Raw genomic sequence first — 15,848 nt, forward strand, 5'->3', positions numbered from 1 at the left:
GGCGGGTCCGCCCGGCCCGCCGTTGTCCAGGCTGGAGGTGGAGGACATGGGTCATGGCGGGAACGTCATCGACGAGCTGGTGACCGATCACCGCGAGGTCGAGGAGCTCTTCGGTCGCATCGAGGGGCTGCCGACCGGTGAGAAGGACCGCAAGGTGTATGCCGAGCAGGTCACGATGGAGCTGGTGCGGCACTCGGTCGCCGAGGAGGAGTATCTCTACCCGGCCGTGCGGGAGCACGTGGCGGGCGGGGACGCCATCGCCGACAAGGAGATCGACGATCACTCCAAGGCCGAGCGGATCATGAAGGATCTGGAGGGGTGCGACGCCGGTGACCCGGAGTTCGACCGGCTCATCGGGATGCTGATGAGTGAGGTCCGCTCGCACATCGCCGACGAGGAGCAGAACCTCTTCCCCAAGCTGCGCGCGGCGTGTCCCCCGCAGGCGCTGGACGACCTGGGCGACAAGGTGCGCATGGCGAAGAAGATGGCCCCGACCCGCCCGCACCCGTCCGCACCGGACAAGCCGCCGGCCAACAAGCTCCTGGCACCCGGAGCCGGCCTGGTGGACCGCATGCGCGACGCGCTGAGCGGCCGCGGCAAGAAGGACTGACTGCGAGAAGGACCGACCGCGCCCGGGTGGACGACCGTACGGTCTGGCCCGCCCGAGGGCTGTGAGCAAGCACACTCGACCACGAAATAGGGCATTTCCCGGGGCAGTTGACCCCTCGGGCGGCGGCGCGACAGGGCAGGCGCCGTCGTGCGGGGGGTCCTGTCTGTCACGATGGTCCGCGCCGTGACCGACTCGGTGGAACCTCCGCGCAGCGCAGCCGGTGACTCCGGTTCCCCTGTCCTCCTCCGACTCTCTGGTTCCGGGTACCGCACTGTGTCTTCCCCCCTGCCCTGCCCTCGCCTGCCCCGAAATCCGCCTCCGCCCCGTCCACGGGCGCGTCCCGCGCGCCCTGGCGGTCGCTGAGGTACCGCAGCATGCGTTGGTGGTCCGTCGCCAACTTTCTGTCGAACGCCGGCACGTGGATGCAGCTCACGGTCCAGAACCTGCTGGTCCTCCAGATCACCGGCTCCGCGGCGGCGACGGGACTCTCGATGTCGGTCCAGGCCGCTCCCGCCCTGTTCATGAGCCTGCTGGGCGGCACGGCCGTGGACCGCTGGCCCCTCAAGCTGACGGCCGCCGTCAGCCAGGCACTGCTGGGCGCGGTCGCCTTCACCACGGCCGTACTGGTGGCGCTGGACCGGCTCGACCTGACGTCCCTGATGGTGCTGGCCGCCGTGACAGGCATGATCGCCACCGTCGACGGCCCGGCGTGCGCCCTGCTGGGCAACGACCTCGTCCCCGTGGAAGACGTCCCCTCCGCCATCGGCGTCGGCGCGCTGGTGCACAACGCGGGGCGGCTCGTGGGCACCGCCCTGGCGGGGGTGACGGTCGGCTTCCTCGGCACAGCCGCCGCGTACGCCGCGAACGGCCTGTCGTTCCTCTTCGTGACCGCGGTCATCCCCTTCCTGCGCCCGGCACCCGGCGCCGTACGCCACGCCGCCCATGAGCGCGCCGCTCCACGGCCCGGAAGCGGGAAGCCGGAGCCCGACATGACCGTGCGCCAGGGTCTGCTCTTCTTCGCGCGCCGGCCCCGTCTGGTCGCGCTCGCCGCCGTCACCGGGATCAGCTCGGTCTTCGGCCGCAATTACGGCCTCACCCTGGCCGTCCTCGTCACCGGGCCGCTCGCGGGCGGCGCGGGCTCCTTCGGCACCGTCTCCACGGTCCTTGCCGTCGGCGGCATCCTGGGCGCCGTGCTCGGCGCCAGGCTGCGCCGGCCCTCCGTGCGGCTCGTGGGCACGCTGGCGGCCGCGGGCGGCCTGCTGCAGGTGGCGGCGGGGCTGTCGCCGTCGCTGGCGGTTCTGCTGGTCCTGGTCCTGCCGATGACCGTCGTGGAGTCCGTCTCCGACACCGCCGGGACCGCCGTACTGCAGACCGACCCGCCCGCTCACCTGCGCGGACGTGTGCTCGGCGTGTGGAGCAGCATCGGCACGGTCTGGGGCCTCGGCGGCCCGCCGGCGCTGGGCCTGCTCATGGAACTGGCGGGGGCACGCGGAGCCCTGGTGGCAGGCGGACTGATCATCGCCGGCGCGATCGGCGCGGGCCTCGTCCTACGGGCTCGCCGGACGCCGGCACCGGTGCCCCTGCCGACGAAGGACGGGGACGTGGGCCTGGCAGCGCTGGGCACGGCTGCCTGACGGGGGCACGGCTGCCTGACGGGGCCCGGCAGCGAAGGGATTGCCGGTGACGTCGCCGGACCGTCCGGTCGGCGTCCGCACCGTACGAGGCTCCCGCGCCGTCGGGAGGTGCTCGGCACCTCGGCTGCCGGCACAGGAGCCTCCGTATCGGTGCAAAGGCGCCCGACGGTCCACCGCGTCCTTGGGTACATCCAGCAGCTCAACGACGCGGGAAAGTAGAAACTCGGTTATGGCGGGTAAGTCATGTGCTCCGCGATCTTGGGGCAATTCAGCTCCTCAGCAGGGCGGACGGAATCAACGAGAGGTGACTCCGGGCCGGCATCCGGGAAAAGCGGGCCGGTAGCGGTTGCCGCCCGCCGATCGGGCACTTCGCAAAGCTTTTCCAGGTAAAAGCAGCGGGGTGAAGTGGCCATCAAGTGGCAGGCGGCTCGACTTCGAGCGCCTGAGACGCGTGTGATCGAAACCGGCCACCACGCGAAAACGACGCGACCCTGCGCCAGGTCTGAGGTACGAGGCGCAGCCCTACCAGGGCAAATGGTTCCGCGCGATGCTGGACGACCTGCCCAGGCACACCGCCCCGGACATGCAGGCGCGACTGACGAACATTCCGTTCGTGCACCACGAAACTACCCCCGTTGAGTCAAGCCGGCCGAATCGGATAGCAATCCGGTTCGGGATCACTGCCCGGCAGCCCCCCGCCGGAGTGCGTTTTCGAGCGTCTTCTCCTGGTCAAATTGATTGACGACTCAATTTATCGCACCGGATTTCGGGGCACTCGCCCGACCGGCCGACCTCAGGCTGCCATTCGGCGATTAGTCGAGACAAGGGCGAATGGCTGGCAGGAAGGCGCACCGGCGCGAACTGACCCCGATGTGGCCAGAGTTCGACGATCTCGGCCGGATCGGGGAAAGTCGGCGGCCTGGGGCCGGGCCCGAGGGCCCGGCCCACAGCTCTCGGTCAGCTCTTGGTCAGCATGATGTCCTGCTTGTCCTGCAGGGCGTGGAAGCGGGGCAGGGGCAGGCCGCCCACGGGGTGGAGTTCGACGATGGTGGCCTCGACGTACACCTTGCCTGCCTTGAGGGGGCCCGAGGACGTGCCCGTCTGGGGCTTGCCGATGTTCTTCCAGCTGTGCACCTTGCCGTCGCACACGGCGAGGGTGCCGCCGATGCCGTGCCGGAGGTCGGAGGACCGCTGGCCGATGGTGGCGCTCACGAACACGGGCCCCGTGGCGTCCACGCAGCGGTAGGTGCCGGACAGGGTGACGGTGCCGTCCGCGGCGATACGGCCCGTGTCGTCGATGGTCACGGTCTCCTTGGGGTCGGCGGGGGCGGCGGAGTCGGCGGGGGCCGACGGGGCGGCGACCAGCAGAAGCAGGGCGGCACCGGCGGCGGTGGCGAGAGCGGGGCGCAGGGGCATGGGACGACCTCCCGGATAATCGGAATGGGGCCTTCCACTGGTACCTGGCGGGTGCGCCCATCTCCGTGACCGTCACCCCTTCGGTGGCGAGTCCGCCCCGACATCGGGCCGTTCCGATGCCCCGCGCCGGAGCCACATATCGACACCGCGCAACGGGAGCATGGTCTACCCATATGGACCACCCACACAGCTCGTCCGCCCAATGTGGAGGTGCACCATGTGTTCCCACCAGCGAACAGGGCTGGAGCCTGCCTACGGCAGTACGGCGAACCCGTCGAGCTCCACCATCGCCTCTTCGTCCCACAGGCGTACGACCTCGACGACCGCCATCGCCGGATAGTCCCGCCCCGCCAACTGCCGCCAGATACGGCCGAGTTCGGCGGCCCTGGCGCGGTACGCGGCGACGTCCGTGGCGTAGACCGTGACCCGCGCGAGGTCGGCAGCGGTGCCGCCGGCGGCGTCGAGCGCGGCCAGCAGATTGGCCAGGGCCCGCTCGAACTGTTCTGGCAGGGTGTCGCCGGTGACCTTGCCGTCCGCGTCGAGGGCGGTCTGACCGGCCAGGAAGACGACCCGTGAGCCGGTTGCGACGACCGCGTGGGAGAAGCCGGTGGCCGGGGAGAGGCGGGGCGGGTTGACGCGCTCGGTGCTCACTGACCGGCCTCCATGTTCGCGTACAACTCCTTGGCGATGATGCCCCGTTGGACCTCGCTGGCGCCCTCGTAGACGCGCGGCGCCCGCACCTCGCGGTAGAGGTGTTCCAGAAGGTGGCCGCTGCGCAGGGCGCGGGCGCCGTGCAACTGGACGGCCTTGTCGACGACGTACTGCGCGGTCTCGGTGGCGAGCAGCTTCGCCATCGCGGCCCGCTTCGGGACGTCCGGGGCGCCTTCGTCGTACGCCGTCGCCGCCGCGTACACCATGAGACGGGCGGCCTCCGTGCGCAGGGCCATCTCGGCGACCTGGTGGGCGACCGTCTGGAGGTCCTTCAACTTGCCGCCGAACGCCTCCCGTTGAGCGGTGTGGGCGAGGGTCGCGTCCAGGGCCGCCCGGGCCATGCCGACGGCGAAGGCGCCGACGCTGGGCCGGAAGAGGTTGAGGGTGCCCATCGCGACCCGGAAGCCGCGGTCGGCCCCGCCGAGCATGTCCTCGGCGGTGACGGGGACGGCATCGAAGGTGAGGGCGCCGATGGGGTGCGGGGACAACATGTCGAGGCCCGCTCCGGTGAGGCCGGGGCGATCGGCGGGGACCAGGAAGGCGGTGACGCCACGGGCGCCGGCGCCGGGGGTGGTGCGGGCGAAGACGGTGTAGAAGTCGGCCTCGGGAGCGTTGGAGATCCAGCACTTCTCGCCGGTGAGCCGCCAGCGGGCGGGGCCGTCGGATTCGGCGGCAAGCGGGGCGGCCGGCGATTCCCCCGGCTCTCCTGATTCCCCCGGCCCTCCCAGTTCCCCCGGCCGCGACGCCTCCCGTTCCGCCCGCAACTCCAGCGCCGCCGCGTCCGACCCGGCCCCCGGCTCGCTCAGCGCGAAGGCCGCCACCGCGCTGCCCTCGGCCACCCGGAGCAGCCAGCGCTCGCGCTGGGCCGGGGTGCCGTACGCATGGACGGGATGCGCGCCCAGGCCCTGGAGGGCCAGCGCGGTCTCCGCCTCCGTGCAGGCGTACGCGAGGGACTCCCGCATCAGGCACAGGTCGACGGCTCCCGAGGTGAACAGCCGCTCGATCAGGCCCAGTTGACCGAGTTCGGCGACCAGCGGGCGGTTGACGTGCCCGGGTTCGCCCTTCTCCGCGAGCGGGCGCAGTCGTTCGGCGGCCAGGGTGCGCAGTTCGGCACACCATGCGGTTTGCGGCGGATCGAGTGAGAATGCGGGCATTGCCGACCTCCCTGCGGAGCCGTCAGCGACGGCCCCCTCGACGGACCCCTTCGACGAGCCCTCTCCGACGGTATCGCGCACCATTGACTGTCGTCACCAACACGATACGCTCCCTGTGCGAGCCCACCGCGAGCCCAGAAGCACGACGCCCACAAGGCAGCCCACACGGCAAGGGGGCGAACCGCCATGGCCGGTCTGCACCGCTCCGCCCACGTCGACACCTTCGCCCGCGAGCATCTGCCGCCGCCCGACCAGTGGCCCGAGCTCCGCTTCGACCTTCCGGGGCTGCGCTACGCCGATCGGCTCAACGCGGCCGCCGAACTGCTCGACGGCCCTGACGACGAGCGGCCCGTGTTCCACACCCCGTCCGGCGCCACATGGACGTACGGCACACTGCGCGCCCGCGTCGACCGGCTCGCACATGTGCTCACCAACCACCTCGGCGTCGTCCCGGGCAACCGGGTGCTGCTGCGCGGCCCGACGACGCCGTGGCTGGCCGCCTGCTGGCTGGCGGTGCTCAAGGCCGGCGCGGTCGCCGTCACCGTATTGGCCCAACAGCGGCCCCACGAGCTGCGGACCATGTGCGAGATCGCCCAGGTGCGGCACGCGCTGTGCGACGTACGGGCCGTCGACGACCTCGCCAAGGCCGAGATACCGGGGCTGCGGATCGCGACGTACGGCGGTGACACCCCCGACGACCTGCTGCACCGGCCGGCGCCCGAGGCGCCGTACCCCGCCGTCGACACCGCGGCCGACGACGTCGCGCTCATCGCCTTCACCTCCGGTACCACCGGACGGCCCAAGGGATGTATGCACTTCCACCGGGATGTGCTCGCAATTGCGGACACCTTCGCGGAACATGTGCTGCGCCCCCATGTGGGCGATGTCTTCGCCGGCAGTCCCCCGCTCGGCTTCACCTTCGGCCTCGGCGGGCTCGTCATCTTCCCGATGCGGGCCGGCGCCAGCGCGCTGCTCCTCGAACAGGCCGGCCCGAAGCAGCTGTTGCCCGCGATCGCCGAGCACCGGGTGTCCGTGTTGTTCACCGCGCCCACGGCCTACCGCGCGATGCTCGACGCGCTCGACTCGCACGACATCTCCTCCCTGCGCCGCTGTGTCTCGGCCGGCGAGAACCTGCCCGCCGCCACCTGGCAGGCCTGGCACGAGCGGACCGGCCTGCGCATCATCAACGGCATCGGCGCCACCGAGCTGTTGCACATCTTCATCTCGGCGGCCGACGAGCACATCAGGCCCGGCACGACCGGGGTGCCGGTGCCGGGCTGGCAAGCGCGCGTGGTCGACCGCGAGGGCCGGGAGCAGCCCGACGGGGAAGCGGGTCTGCTCGCCGTGCGCGGGCCGGTCGGCTGCCGCTATCTCGCCGATCCCCGGCAGGGCGAGTACGTGCGCGACGGCTGGAACATCACGGGCGACACCTACGTCCGGGAGAGTGACGGCTACTTCCGCTATGTCGCCCGCGCGGACGACATGATCATCTCAGCCGGCTACAACATCGCGGGCCCGGAGGTCGAGGAGGCCCTGCTGCGCCATCCGGATGTGCTGGAGACGGCGGTGGTGGGGCGGCCCGACGAGGCGCGCGGTCAGGTCGTGGTGGCGTACGCGGTGCTCAGGGAGGGTGCGCGACGGGACGCTGAGGCCCTGCGCACGTTCGTCAAGGGCGAGCTGGCGCCGTACAAGTGTCCGCGCGAGATCGTCTTCCTGGACGCGCTGCCGCGCACCGCAACCGGCAAGCTCCAGCGTTTCCGGCTTCGCGCGGATGGTGACCCGCAGGGTGACCAGCAGTGATCCGTACGACCTAAGATGATCAACGTGTCCGACCAGCATGCACCACGGTCTCTCATCGTCACGCTCTACGGCGCCTACGGCCGCCATATGCCCGGCCCGGTGCCGGTCGCCGAGCTGATCAGACTGCTGGCCGCGGTCGGCGTGGACGCCCCCTCCGTACGTTCCTCGGTGTCGCGGCTGAAGCGACGCGGGCTGCTGCGGCCGGCCCGTACCGCCCAGGGCGCGGCCGGGTACGAACTGTCCCCGGAGGCCCGCCAGTTGCTGGACGACGGCGACCGGCGCATCTACACCACCGCGCCGCCCGAGGACGAGGGCTGGGTGCTCGCGGTGTTCTCGGTGCCGGAGTCCGAGCGGCAGAAGCGGCACGTACTGCGCTCCCGGCTGGCCGGGCTCGGCTTCGGGACGGCGGCGCCGGGCGTGTGGATCGCTCCGGCACGGCTGTACGAGGAGGCCCGGCACACCCTGCAGCGGCTGCGCCTGGAGGAGTACGTCGACTTCTTCCGCGGCGAGCACCTCGGCTTCGCGCCGACCGCCGAGACGGTCGCCCGCTGGTGGGACCTGGCCGCGATCGCCAAGGAGCACGAGGCGTTCCTCGACCGCCACGCGCGCGTGCTGCACGAGTGGGAGCACCGGCAGGACACCCCGCCCGAGGAGGCCTACCGCGACTACCTCCTCGCCCTCGACTGCTGGCGCCACCTCCCCTACACCGACCCCGGCCTGCCCGCCCGGCTGCTGCCCGAGGACTGGCCGGGCGTCCGCTCGGCGGCCGTCTTCCGGGGACTGCACGAGCGGCTGAGGGACGCGGGGGCCACGTACGCGGGCCTGTGACCTCAACACCATTGAGGTTCGACGCGGTCTTCGGCGGCGGGCGGCGCGACGAGGAGAAGGCTCGGGCGAAGGAGCGGGTGTTCAGCCTGCGGGACGAGTTCTCGCAGTGGAACCCGCGCCGGCAGCGGCCCGAGCTGTGGAACCTGTACAACGGCCGCCACGCGCCCGGCGAGCACGTCCGCGTGTTCCCGCTGTCCAACTGGACCGAGCTGGACGTCTGTGCAGTACACCCGCAACATGGTCACCGGCGCCTCCACCGCCGAGCTGGCGATCATCCTGGTCGACGCCCGCCACGGCGTCGTCGAACAGACCCGCCGGCACGCCGCCGTGGCAGCCCTGCTCCGGGTGCCGCATGTGGTCCTCGCCGTCAACAAGATGGACCTGGTCGGGTACGAGGAGCAGGCGTTCGACCGTATCGTCGAGGCCTTCGCGGGCCACGCGGCCGAGTTGGGCCTGCCCGGCTGCACGCCGATCCCGGTCTCGGCGCTCGTCGGCGACCACGTCGTGGAGCGCTCGGCTCACATGGACTGGTACGGCGGCCCGGCGCTCCTGGAGTTCCTGGAGAACGTCCCGGTCGGCGCCGACCCGGCCGACGCCCCCGCCCGCTTCCCCGTCCAGTACGTCATCCGGCACGGCGAAGTCCGCCACTACGCGGGGCAGTTGGCGTCGGGGACGCTGCGGGTCGGCGACCGCGTCACCGTGCACCCGTCCGGCGGGACTTCCGAGATCACCGGCATCGACGTACTCGGCAGGGACGTCGACGTGGCGTACGCGCCGCAGTCGATCGGCGTCCGTCTCGCCGACCAGCGGGACGTCGCGCGCGGCGACCTCATCACCGCGGGTGTCGACGCCCCGACGCTCACACAAGAGGTACGGGCCGCGGTCTGTCATCTGGCCGACCGGCCGCTGAAGGCCGGTGACCGCGTGCTGGTCAGGCACACGACGCGGATCGTGAAGGCGATCGTCGAGGACCTGGCCGGCGCAGCCGAGCTGACCGCGAACGATCTCGGCCGGATCACCTTGCACACCGCCGAGCCACTCGCGCTCGACGACTACGCGGTCTCCCGGCGCACGGGCGCGTTCCTCCTGATCGACCCCGCGGACGGTGCGACACTGACCGCGGGGATGGTCGACCTGTAGAAAGCCTCCCCCACAGATGGGTCGTACGCCCTCAAGTCCCGAGCGTCAGGCGGGGCTTGGGGGCGTCCGTGCGTCCCGTCTGCGGGCGGCGGCTGCCCGCCCGGTACGGAGCCGGCCAGACGACGCCCGGCCCGTCGTAGCCCTGCTCGGCCGCGGCGTGCAGCGTCCAGTGCGGGTCGTACAGGTGGGGGCGGGCGAGGGCGCACAGGTCCGTGCGGCCCGCCAGGATCAGGGAGTTGACGTCGTCCCAGGAGGAGATCGCGCCGACGGCGATCACCGGGAGGCCGGTGGCGTGCCGGATCCGGTCCGCGTACGGCGTCTGGTACGACCGCCCGAACTCCGGCTGCTCGTCGGCCACAACCTGCCCGGTCGACACGTCGATCGCGTCGGCGCCGTGCGCGGCGAAGGCGCGGGCGATCTCGACGGCGTCCTCGGCCGTCGTGCCGCCGTCGGCCCAGTCGGTGGCGGAGATGCGGACGGTCATGGGCCGTTCCTCGGGCCATACGCCCCGTATGGCGTCGAAGACCTCCAGCGGGAAGCGGAGCCGTTTGTCGAGGGAGCCGCCGTAGGCGTCGGTGCGGCGGTTGGTCAGCGGGGAGAGGAAGCCGGAGAGCAGGTAGCCGTGCGCGCAGTGCAGTTCGAGGAGGTCGAAGCCGGCCCGGGCGGCGCGCCAGGCGGCGGCCGTGAACTGCTCGCGGATGTCGGTGAGTTGGGCGCGGGTCAGCTCGCGCGGAGTCTGGCTGTACGGCTTGTAGGGGATCGGGGACGGGGCCACGAGGGGCCAGTTGCCGTCGTCCAGGGGCTCGTCGATCCCCTCCCACATCAGCTTGGTGGAGCCCTTGCGGCCGCTGTGGCCGAGCTGCACGCCGATCGCGGTGCCGGGCGCCTGGGTCTGCACGAACCGGACGATCCGCCGCCAGGCCTCGCCCTGTTTGCCGTTGTAGAGGCCGGCGCAGCCGGGGGTGATCCGCCCCTCGGGGCTGACACACACCATCTCGGTCATCACCAGTCCGGCGCCGCCGAGGGCGCGGGCGCCGAGGTGGACCAGGTGGAAGTCTCCGGGGACGCCGTCCGTGGCGGAGTACATGTCCATCGGGGACACGACGACCCGGTTGCGCAGGGTCAGGCCGCGCAGCCGGAACGGCGTGAACATCGGGGGCGTGCCGGGCGGGCAGCCGAAGTCGCGCTCCACGGCCTCGGTGAAGTGGGCGTCGCGCAGGCGCAGGTTGTCGTGGGTGACGCGGCGGCTGCGGGTGAGGAGGTTGAAGGCGAACTGGCGGGGCCGCTGGTCGAGGTAGAGGCCGAGGTTCTCGAACCACTCCAGGCTGGCGCGGGCGGCGCGCTGCGTGGAGGCGACGACGGGCTTGCGCTCCTCCTCGTACGCGCTCAAGGCGCTTGCGATGTCCGGCTGTTCCTCCAGGCAGGCGGCGAGCGCGAGGGCGTCCTCGACGGCGAGCTTGGTGCCGGAGCCGATGGAGAAGTGGGCGGTGTGGGCGGCGTCGCCGAGCAGCACGATGTTCTCGTGCGACCAGCGCTCGTTGACGACGGTGCGGAAGTTGGTCCACGCCGACTTGTTGGACTTCAGGGGCCGGCCGCGGAGCGCTTCCGCGAAGATCTTGGCGCAGCGCTCGACGGACTCCTGCTCGTCGAGTTCCGCGAACCCGGCCGCCTGCCAGACCTCTTCCCGCATCTCGACGATCACCGTGGAGGCGTCGGCCGCGTACGGGTAGCCGTGCAGTTGCATCACGCCGTGCTCGGTCTCGGCGATCTCGAAGCGGAAGGATTCGAAGGCGAAGTCTGCGGCTAGCCAGATATAGCGGCAGTGGTGTTCGGCCACATGGGGGCGGAACACATGGGTGTAGGCCTCGCGGGTGGCGCTGTGCACACCGTCTGCGGCGATGACGAGGTCGTATGTTTCCGCCAGCCAGGCGGAGGAGGGGGCCTCGGAGCGGAAGCGGAGCTCTACGCCGAGGTCGCGGCAGCGGGCGTGCAGGATTTCCAGGAGCCGTTTTCTGCCGAGGGCCGCGAAGCCGTGTCCTGCGGAGGTTTGGCGGGTGTTTCTGTGGACGATGTCGATGGCGTCCCAGCGGGTGAAGTGCTGTTGTAGGGCCTCGTAGACGACTGGGTCGGCGTGTTCGATGCCGCCGAGGGTTTCGTCGGAGAGGACCACTCCGAAGCCGAAGGTGTCGTCGGGGGCGTTGCGTTCCCAGACGGTGACCTCGCGGGATGGGTCGAGGCGTTTGAGGAGGGCTGCGGCGTAGAGGCCTCCGGGGCCGCCGCCGGTGATTGCGACTCGTAGGGGGTGGCTGGTCGTCGGCGGCGGCTGCGGGTTCTTTGTGGCTGGTCGCGCCCGCGCGGCGGTAGCCGCACATGCAATACGGCCCCGCGCCCCTGGGGTGGGTGCAGTCCCCTCGGCCGAGGTCATGCCCTACCTCCCCTGCCATTTCGGTGGACGCTTCTCCGTGAAGGCCGCGTGGAACTCCGCGTAGTCCTCGCCGTTCATCAGCAGGGCCTGCGTCGACGCGTCCATCTCCACCGCCGCCGCCAGCGGCATGTCCAGCTCGGCCGTCAGCAAGGCCTTCGTCTGCGCGTAGGCCAGGGCCGGGCCGTCGGCCAGGCGGCGGGCGAGGGCCTGTGCGGCCTCGTCCCCCCTGCCCTCGTCCGTCAGCTCGCTGATCAGGCCGATCCGCTCGGCCTCCGGGGCCCGTACCGGCTCGCCCAGCATGAGCAGACGGGTCGCGTGACCGAGCCCCACCACCCTCGGCAGCAGATACGCCGCGCCCATGTCGCCGCCCGACAGGCCCACCCGGGTGAAGAGGAAGGCGAAGCGGGCGGTGGGGTCGGCGATCCGGAAGTCGGCCGCGAGTGCCAGAACCGCTCCGGCCCCGGCCGCCACCCCGTGCACCGCCGCGATCACCGGGAACGGGCACTCCCGCACGGCCCGCACGACCTGCCCGGTCATCCGGTTGAAGTCGAGAAGCTGGGCGGTGTCCATGGACAGGGTCGCGCCGATGATCTCGTCGACGTCGCCGCCGGAGCAGAAACCGCGGCCCTCTCCGGCCAGCACCAGGGCCCGTACCGCCCTCTCCCGGGACAGCTCGGCAAGCAGATCGCGCAGGTCGGCGTAGGCGCCGAAGGTGAGCGCGTTGAGTTTCTCGGGGCGGGCGAGGGTGACGGTGGCGACCCCGTCGGCGTGCTCGACCCGCAGATGTTTCCAGTCGGAGGTGCGGGCGGCGGAGCCGGTGAAGGGACTCATGACGTGCGGCCTCCTCGGGCGGACGGCGGGCACTGCCTCACGGAGCTCTACCCCTCGAAGTTATCACCTAACTTTGACTGTCGTCATGAGTGCGCAATAGACCGTTCGGGTGTGACCTGGTCCCGTCACATCCGTCACGACTCCGCGACACCGCCGTAACGGCGGGATCAGCCGCGGGAGGCCGACCGTTCACCCGGGTAAGCCGCCCAGCAGTCGGGGCCGAAGGTCCCGAACGGTGCCCTTCGGATGCCTCTGCCGGGTGGCGCCGTACCATTCATAAGGTTGAAAGCAGGACAGCCTGCTCATGAACGGACCCGCCTTGCAAGATCGCCCCGCAGCCTCCGCCTCCTGGCGCATCGCACTGCCGCACACCGTCGCGGCCGTGCCTGTCGCCCGCGCACTGGTCCGTACGGCGCTGGCCGAGCTGGAGCACGCCGCCGACAGCGACACCGCGGAGCTGCTCACCGCGGAGCTGGTCGCGAACGCCGTGGAGCACACCGCGGGGAACGGCCCGATAGAGCTGGTGGTGGAGCTGCTGCCGTCCGGCTGCCAGGTCGAGGTGCACGACCCGGACCCGGCACCGCCGGGCAACCTGACCCGGCCGACCCAGGGTGAGCCCGACCCTTGGCAGGAGCACGGGCGGGGCCTGCTGCTGATCCGCACCCTGAGCTCGTCCTGCGGCCACCGCCCCACCGACTCCGGCAAGGCGGTGTGGTTCAGACTGCCGGTCGTGCCGGCTCAACGCCGCCCGATGTGACGCGCCCCCGAGGGGCGCGAGGCTGTGTTGAATGTGCGGCTGCCGCCACTCAACCCAGCGTCGCCACCAGCACCGCCTTGATCGTGTGCATCCGATTCTCCGCCTCGTCGAAGACCACCGAGTGCGCCGACTCGAACACCTCGTCGGTCACCTCCAGCGACTCCAGCCCGTGGCTCTCGAAGATCTCCTGGCCCACCTTCGTGCCGAGGTCATGGAAGGCCGGCAGGCAGTGCAGGAACTTGACGTCCGGGTTCCCGGTGGCGCGCAGGACGTCCATGGTCACGGCGTACGGAGCGAGCGCGGCGATCCGCTCGTCCCAGACCTCCTTGGGCTCACCCATGGAGACCCAGACGTCGGTGGCGACGAAGTCGGCGCCCGCCACGCCCTCCCCGACCGCCTCGGTGAGGGTGATGCGCGCCCCGCTGGTCTCGGCGAGCTCCCGGGCCCGGTCGACGATCTCCTGGGCGGGCCAGTAGGTCTTCGGCGCGACGATCCGGACGTCCATGCCGAGCAGGGCGCCGGTGATCAGGTAGGAGTTGCCCATGTTGAAGCGGGCGTCGCCCAGGTAGGCGAAGGCGATCTCCTCGAACGGCTTGCTGCTGTGCTCCGTCATCGTCAGCACGTCGGCGAGCATCTGGGTGGGGTGCCAGTCGTCGGTCAGGCCGTTGTAGACGGGCACGCCGGCGTACGCGGCCAGCTCCTCCACCTTCGCCTGGCTGTCCCCGCGGTACTCGATCCCGTCGTACATCCGCCCCAGCACGCGCGCGGTGTCCTTCACGGACTCCTTGTGGCCGATCTGTGAGCCGGACGGGTCGAGGTACGTCGTCGAGGCGCCCTGGTCCGCGGCCGCGACCTCGAACGCGCAGCGCGTGCGCGTCGAGGTCTTCGCGAAGATCAGCGCGATGTTCCTGCCCCGCAGGTACTGCGTCTCGGCCCCGGCCTTCTTGGCGGCCTTCAGCTCCGCGGCCAGCTCGATCAGTCCGCGGAACTCCTGCGCGGTGAAGTCGAGCTCCTTGAGGAAGTGGCGGCCGGCGAGGGCGGTCGGGACAGTCGCCATGGGGGCGCTCCAGAGGTACGAGAACAGGGACCTTGGAAGTCTATACGACCATCAGCATTTCTATACGGCCGCCCTATACAGCCGCCCTATACAGCCTCCCGCTCGACCGGACAGCTCATACAGCGCGGCCCACCCCTCCCCCGCCCCAGCTCGCTGCCCGGGATCTCGATCACCTCGATGCCCTGCTTGCGCAGATGCGTGTTGGTGGTGGAGTTCCGCTCGTAGGCGACGACGACACCCGGCTCGACGGCCAGCACATTGCAGCCGTCGTCCCACTGCTCGCGCTCGGCCGCGTGGACGTCCTGCGTCGCGGTCAGGACCCGGATCTCACTCAGACCGAGGGCGGCGGCGATCGCGCGGTGCATGTGCTCCGGCGGATGGTCGGTGACCTTCAGCTCCTTGTCGCCGGCGCCCGGTTCGATGGTGTACGAGCGGAGCATGCCGAGCCCGGCGTACTGGGTGAAGACATCGCCGTCGACCATCGTCATCACGGTGTCGAGGTGCATGAGGGCGCGCCGCTTGGGCATGTCGAGGGCCACGATCGTCTGGGCCGACCCGGCGGCGAACAGCTTGTGGGCGAGCATCTCGACGGCCTGGGGCGTGGTCCGTTCGCTCATCCCGATGAGGACGGCGCCGCTGCCGATCACCAGGACGTCCCCGCCCTCGATGGTGGAGGGGTAGTCGGCCTGCCCCTCGGACCAGACGTGGAACGTTTCCTCACGGAACAGCGGGTGGTGCCGGTAGATCGCCTCGAAGTGCACGGTCTCGCGCTGGCGGGCGGGCCAGCGCATGGCGTTGACGGAGACGCCGTCGTAGATCCAGGCGGAGGTGTCGCGGGTGAAGAGGTGATTGGGCAGGGGCGCGAGGAGGAAGTCGTCGAGCTCCATGACATGGAAGCGCACGGAGGTCGGCTCGGGGTGCGCCTCCAGGAACTCCCGCTTGGTCATGCCGCCGACGAGGGCCTCGGCGAGCTCGGACGAGGGCAGGCCTTCGAAGGCCGCGCGGAGGTGGTCCGTGGCCAGGACCCCGTACTCCTTCTCGTCGAAGACCCGGTCCAGGACGAGCCGCCGGGCCGCCGGGATCTCCAGTGCCTCGGTGAGCAGGTCGCCGAAGAGGTGGACGGTGACGCCACGGTCACGCAGGACGTCGGCGAACCCGTCGTGCTCGGCGCGCGCCCGGCGCACCCACAGCACGTCGTCGAAGAGCAGCGCGTCCTTGTTGCTGGGGGTGAGCCTCTTGAGCTCGAGATCCGGCCGGTGCAGGATGACGCGGCGCAGCCGCCCGGCCTCGGAGTCGACATGGAATCCCATGCCTCCATCCTGACCATCGGCGACCGAGTTCACCCCCTGCTCGACCGTTTCCGTTTTCGTCTCTCTGACGGAAAGCAGGCCGCACGCACCGGGACGGGGGCGAGCGGTCGGATCCTGGCCGCCCCGGCCACCAGTACGTCACTGGTGGCCGGGAACTCAGCGGCAGCCGCTCCCC

Annotated in this window: 12 protein-coding genes and 2 pseudogenes; 7 read left to right on the plus strand and 7 right to left on the minus strand. The window is 71.1% G+C overall.

Going from position 1 to position 15,848, the window contains the following annotated elements:
- Positions 1–46: 46 nt before the first annotated feature.
- Positions 47–610 (plus strand): hemerythrin domain-containing protein, encoded by a 564-nt coding sequence (locus QQM39_RS09115; RefSeq protein ID WP_301996191.1) that lies wholly within the window; start codon positions 47–49, stop codon positions 608–610.
- A 290-nt stretch (positions 611–900) separates the two neighbouring features.
- Positions 901–2,244: an MFS transporter gene (locus QQM39_RS09120; RefSeq protein ID WP_302003528.1), complete on the plus strand. Its 1,344-nt coding sequence runs from the start codon at positions 901–903 to the stop codon at positions 2,242–2,244.
- A 957-nt stretch (positions 2,245–3,201) separates the two neighbouring features.
- Here the strand turns inward: QQM39_RS09120 and QQM39_RS09125 are convergent.
- From QQM39_RS09125 to QQM39_RS09135, 3 genes are all read right to left on the minus strand, one after another.
- Positions 3,202–3,660: a DUF6299 family protein gene (locus QQM39_RS09125; RefSeq protein ID WP_301996192.1), complete on the minus strand. Its 459-nt coding sequence runs from the start codon at positions 3,658–3,660 to the stop codon at positions 3,202–3,204.
- A gap of 252 nt (positions 3,661–3,912) precedes the next feature.
- The gene (locus tag QQM39_RS09130) at positions 3,913–4,311 is read right to left on the minus strand and encodes a RidA family protein (RefSeq protein ID WP_301996193.1); all 399 of its coding nucleotides are present in this window, start codon (positions 4,309–4,311) and stop codon (positions 3,913–3,915) included.
- On the minus strand, positions 4,308–5,525 hold the full coding sequence (locus tag QQM39_RS09135) for an acyl-CoA dehydrogenase family protein (RefSeq protein ID WP_301996194.1): 1,218 nt from the start codon (positions 5,523–5,525) through the stop codon (positions 4,308–4,310). The genes QQM39_RS09130 and QQM39_RS09135 overlap by 4 nt, the downstream gene beginning before the upstream one ends.
- Before the next feature lie 186 nt (positions 5,526–5,711).
- Between QQM39_RS09135 and QQM39_RS09140 the strand changes: the two genes are divergently transcribed.
- From QQM39_RS09140 to QQM39_RS09155, 4 genes and pseudogenes are all read left to right on the plus strand, one after another.
- Complete coding sequence (locus QQM39_RS09140; protein ID WP_301996195.1) at positions 5,712–7,325, plus strand: AMP-binding protein; 1,614 nt, start codon at positions 5,712–5,714, stop codon at positions 7,323–7,325.
- A 15-nt stretch (positions 7,326–7,340) separates the two neighbouring features.
- Positions 7,341–8,153, plus strand: coding sequence for a PaaX family transcriptional regulator C-terminal domain-containing protein (locus QQM39_RS09145; protein WP_301996196.1), 813 nt, complete (start codon positions 7,341–7,343; stop codon positions 8,151–8,153).
- Between the two features lie 14 nt (positions 8,154–8,167).
- Positions 8,168–8,371, plus strand: a pseudogene (locus tag QQM39_RS09150) (phosphoadenosine phosphosulfate reductase family protein); the annotation flags it as partial.
- Between the two features lies 1 nt (position 8,372).
- Positions 8,373–9,293: pseudogene (locus QQM39_RS09155) on the plus strand (GTP-binding protein); the annotation flags it as partial.
- 31 nt (positions 9,294–9,324) lie between these two features.
- On the opposite strand, the gene QQM39_RS09160 reads toward QQM39_RS09155, so the two are convergent.
- Both QQM39_RS09160 and QQM39_RS09165 read right to left on the minus strand, forming a co-directional pair.
- Complete coding sequence (locus tag QQM39_RS09160) at positions 9,325–11,718, minus strand: bifunctional salicylyl-CoA 5-hydroxylase/oxidoreductase (RefSeq protein WP_301996197.1); 2,394 nt, start codon at positions 11,716–11,718, stop codon at positions 9,325–9,327.
- Between the two features lie 3 nt (positions 11,719–11,721).
- Positions 11,722–12,549 carry an enoyl-CoA hydratase family protein gene (locus QQM39_RS09165; RefSeq protein ID WP_301996198.1) on the minus strand — a complete coding sequence of 276 codons (828 nt, stop codon included), beginning with the start codon at positions 12,547–12,549 and terminating at the stop codon, positions 11,722–11,724.
- Between the two features lie 304 nt (positions 12,550–12,853).
- Here QQM39_RS09165 and QQM39_RS09170 point away from each other — a divergent pair, with 304 nt between their 5' ends.
- Positions 12,854–13,306, plus strand: a complete 453-nt coding sequence (locus QQM39_RS09170) for an ATP-binding protein (protein ID WP_301996199.1) — start codon at positions 12,854–12,856, stop codon at positions 13,304–13,306.
- Between the two features lie 49 nt (positions 13,307–13,355).
- On the opposite strand, the gene argF is transcribed toward QQM39_RS09170, so the two are convergent.
- The gene (gene argF, locus QQM39_RS09175; protein ID WP_301996200.1) at positions 13,356–14,363 is read right to left on the minus strand and encodes an ornithine carbamoyltransferase; all 1,008 of its coding nucleotides are present in this window, start codon (positions 14,361–14,363) and stop codon (positions 13,356–13,358) included.
- 86 nt (positions 14,364–14,449) lie between these two features.
- A complete protein-coding gene (locus QQM39_RS09180; protein ID WP_301996201.1) occupies positions 14,450–15,673 on the minus strand; it encodes an arginine deiminase in 1,224 nt (407 codons plus the stop codon).
- Positions 15,674–15,848 lie beyond the last annotated feature (175 nt).

Source organism: Streptomyces sp. DT2A-34, assembly GCF_030499515.1.
Taxonomy (GTDB): domain Bacteria; phylum Actinomycetota; class Actinomycetes; order Streptomycetales; family Streptomycetaceae; genus Streptomyces.

What these genes read in the sequence shown, in the direction of transcription:
- QQM39_RS09115 (WP_301996191.1), top strand. Translation starts at nt 47, where the DNA reads ATGGGTCATGGCGGGAACGTCATCGACGAGCTGGTGACCGATCACCGC.
- QQM39_RS09125 (WP_301996192.1), bottom strand. Translation starts at nt 3,660, where the DNA reads ATGCCCCTGCGCCCCGCTCTCGCCACCGCCGCCGGTGCCGCCCTGCTT.
- QQM39_RS09135 (WP_301996194.1), bottom strand. Translation starts at nt 5,525, where the DNA reads ATGCCCGCATTCTCACTCGATCCGCCGCAAACCGCATGGTGTGCCGAA.
- QQM39_RS09140 (WP_301996195.1), top strand. Translation starts at nt 5,712, where the DNA reads ATGGCCGGTCTGCACCGCTCCGCCCACGTCGACACCTTCGCCCGCGAG.
- QQM39_RS09145 (WP_301996196.1), top strand. Translation starts at nt 7,341, where the DNA reads ATGATCAACGTGTCCGACCAGCATGCACCACGGTCTCTCATCGTCACG.
- QQM39_RS09160 (WP_301996197.1), bottom strand. Translation starts at nt 11,718, where the DNA reads ATGACCTCGGCCGAGGGGACTGCACCCACCCCAGGGGCGCGGGGCCGT.
- QQM39_RS09165 (WP_301996198.1), bottom strand. Translation starts at nt 12,549, where the DNA reads ATGAGTCCCTTCACCGGCTCCGCCGCCCGCACCTCCGACTGGAAACAT.
- QQM39_RS09170 (WP_301996199.1), top strand. Translation starts at nt 12,854, where the DNA reads ATGAACGGACCCGCCTTGCAAGATCGCCCCGCAGCCTCCGCCTCCTGG.
- argF (WP_301996200.1), bottom strand. Translation starts at nt 14,363, where the DNA reads ATGGCGACTGTCCCGACCGCCCTCGCCGGCCGCCACTTCCTCAAGGAG.
- QQM39_RS09180 (WP_301996201.1), bottom strand. Translation starts at nt 15,673, where the DNA reads ATGGGATTCCATGTCGACTCCGAGGCCGGGCGGCTGCGCCGCGTCATC.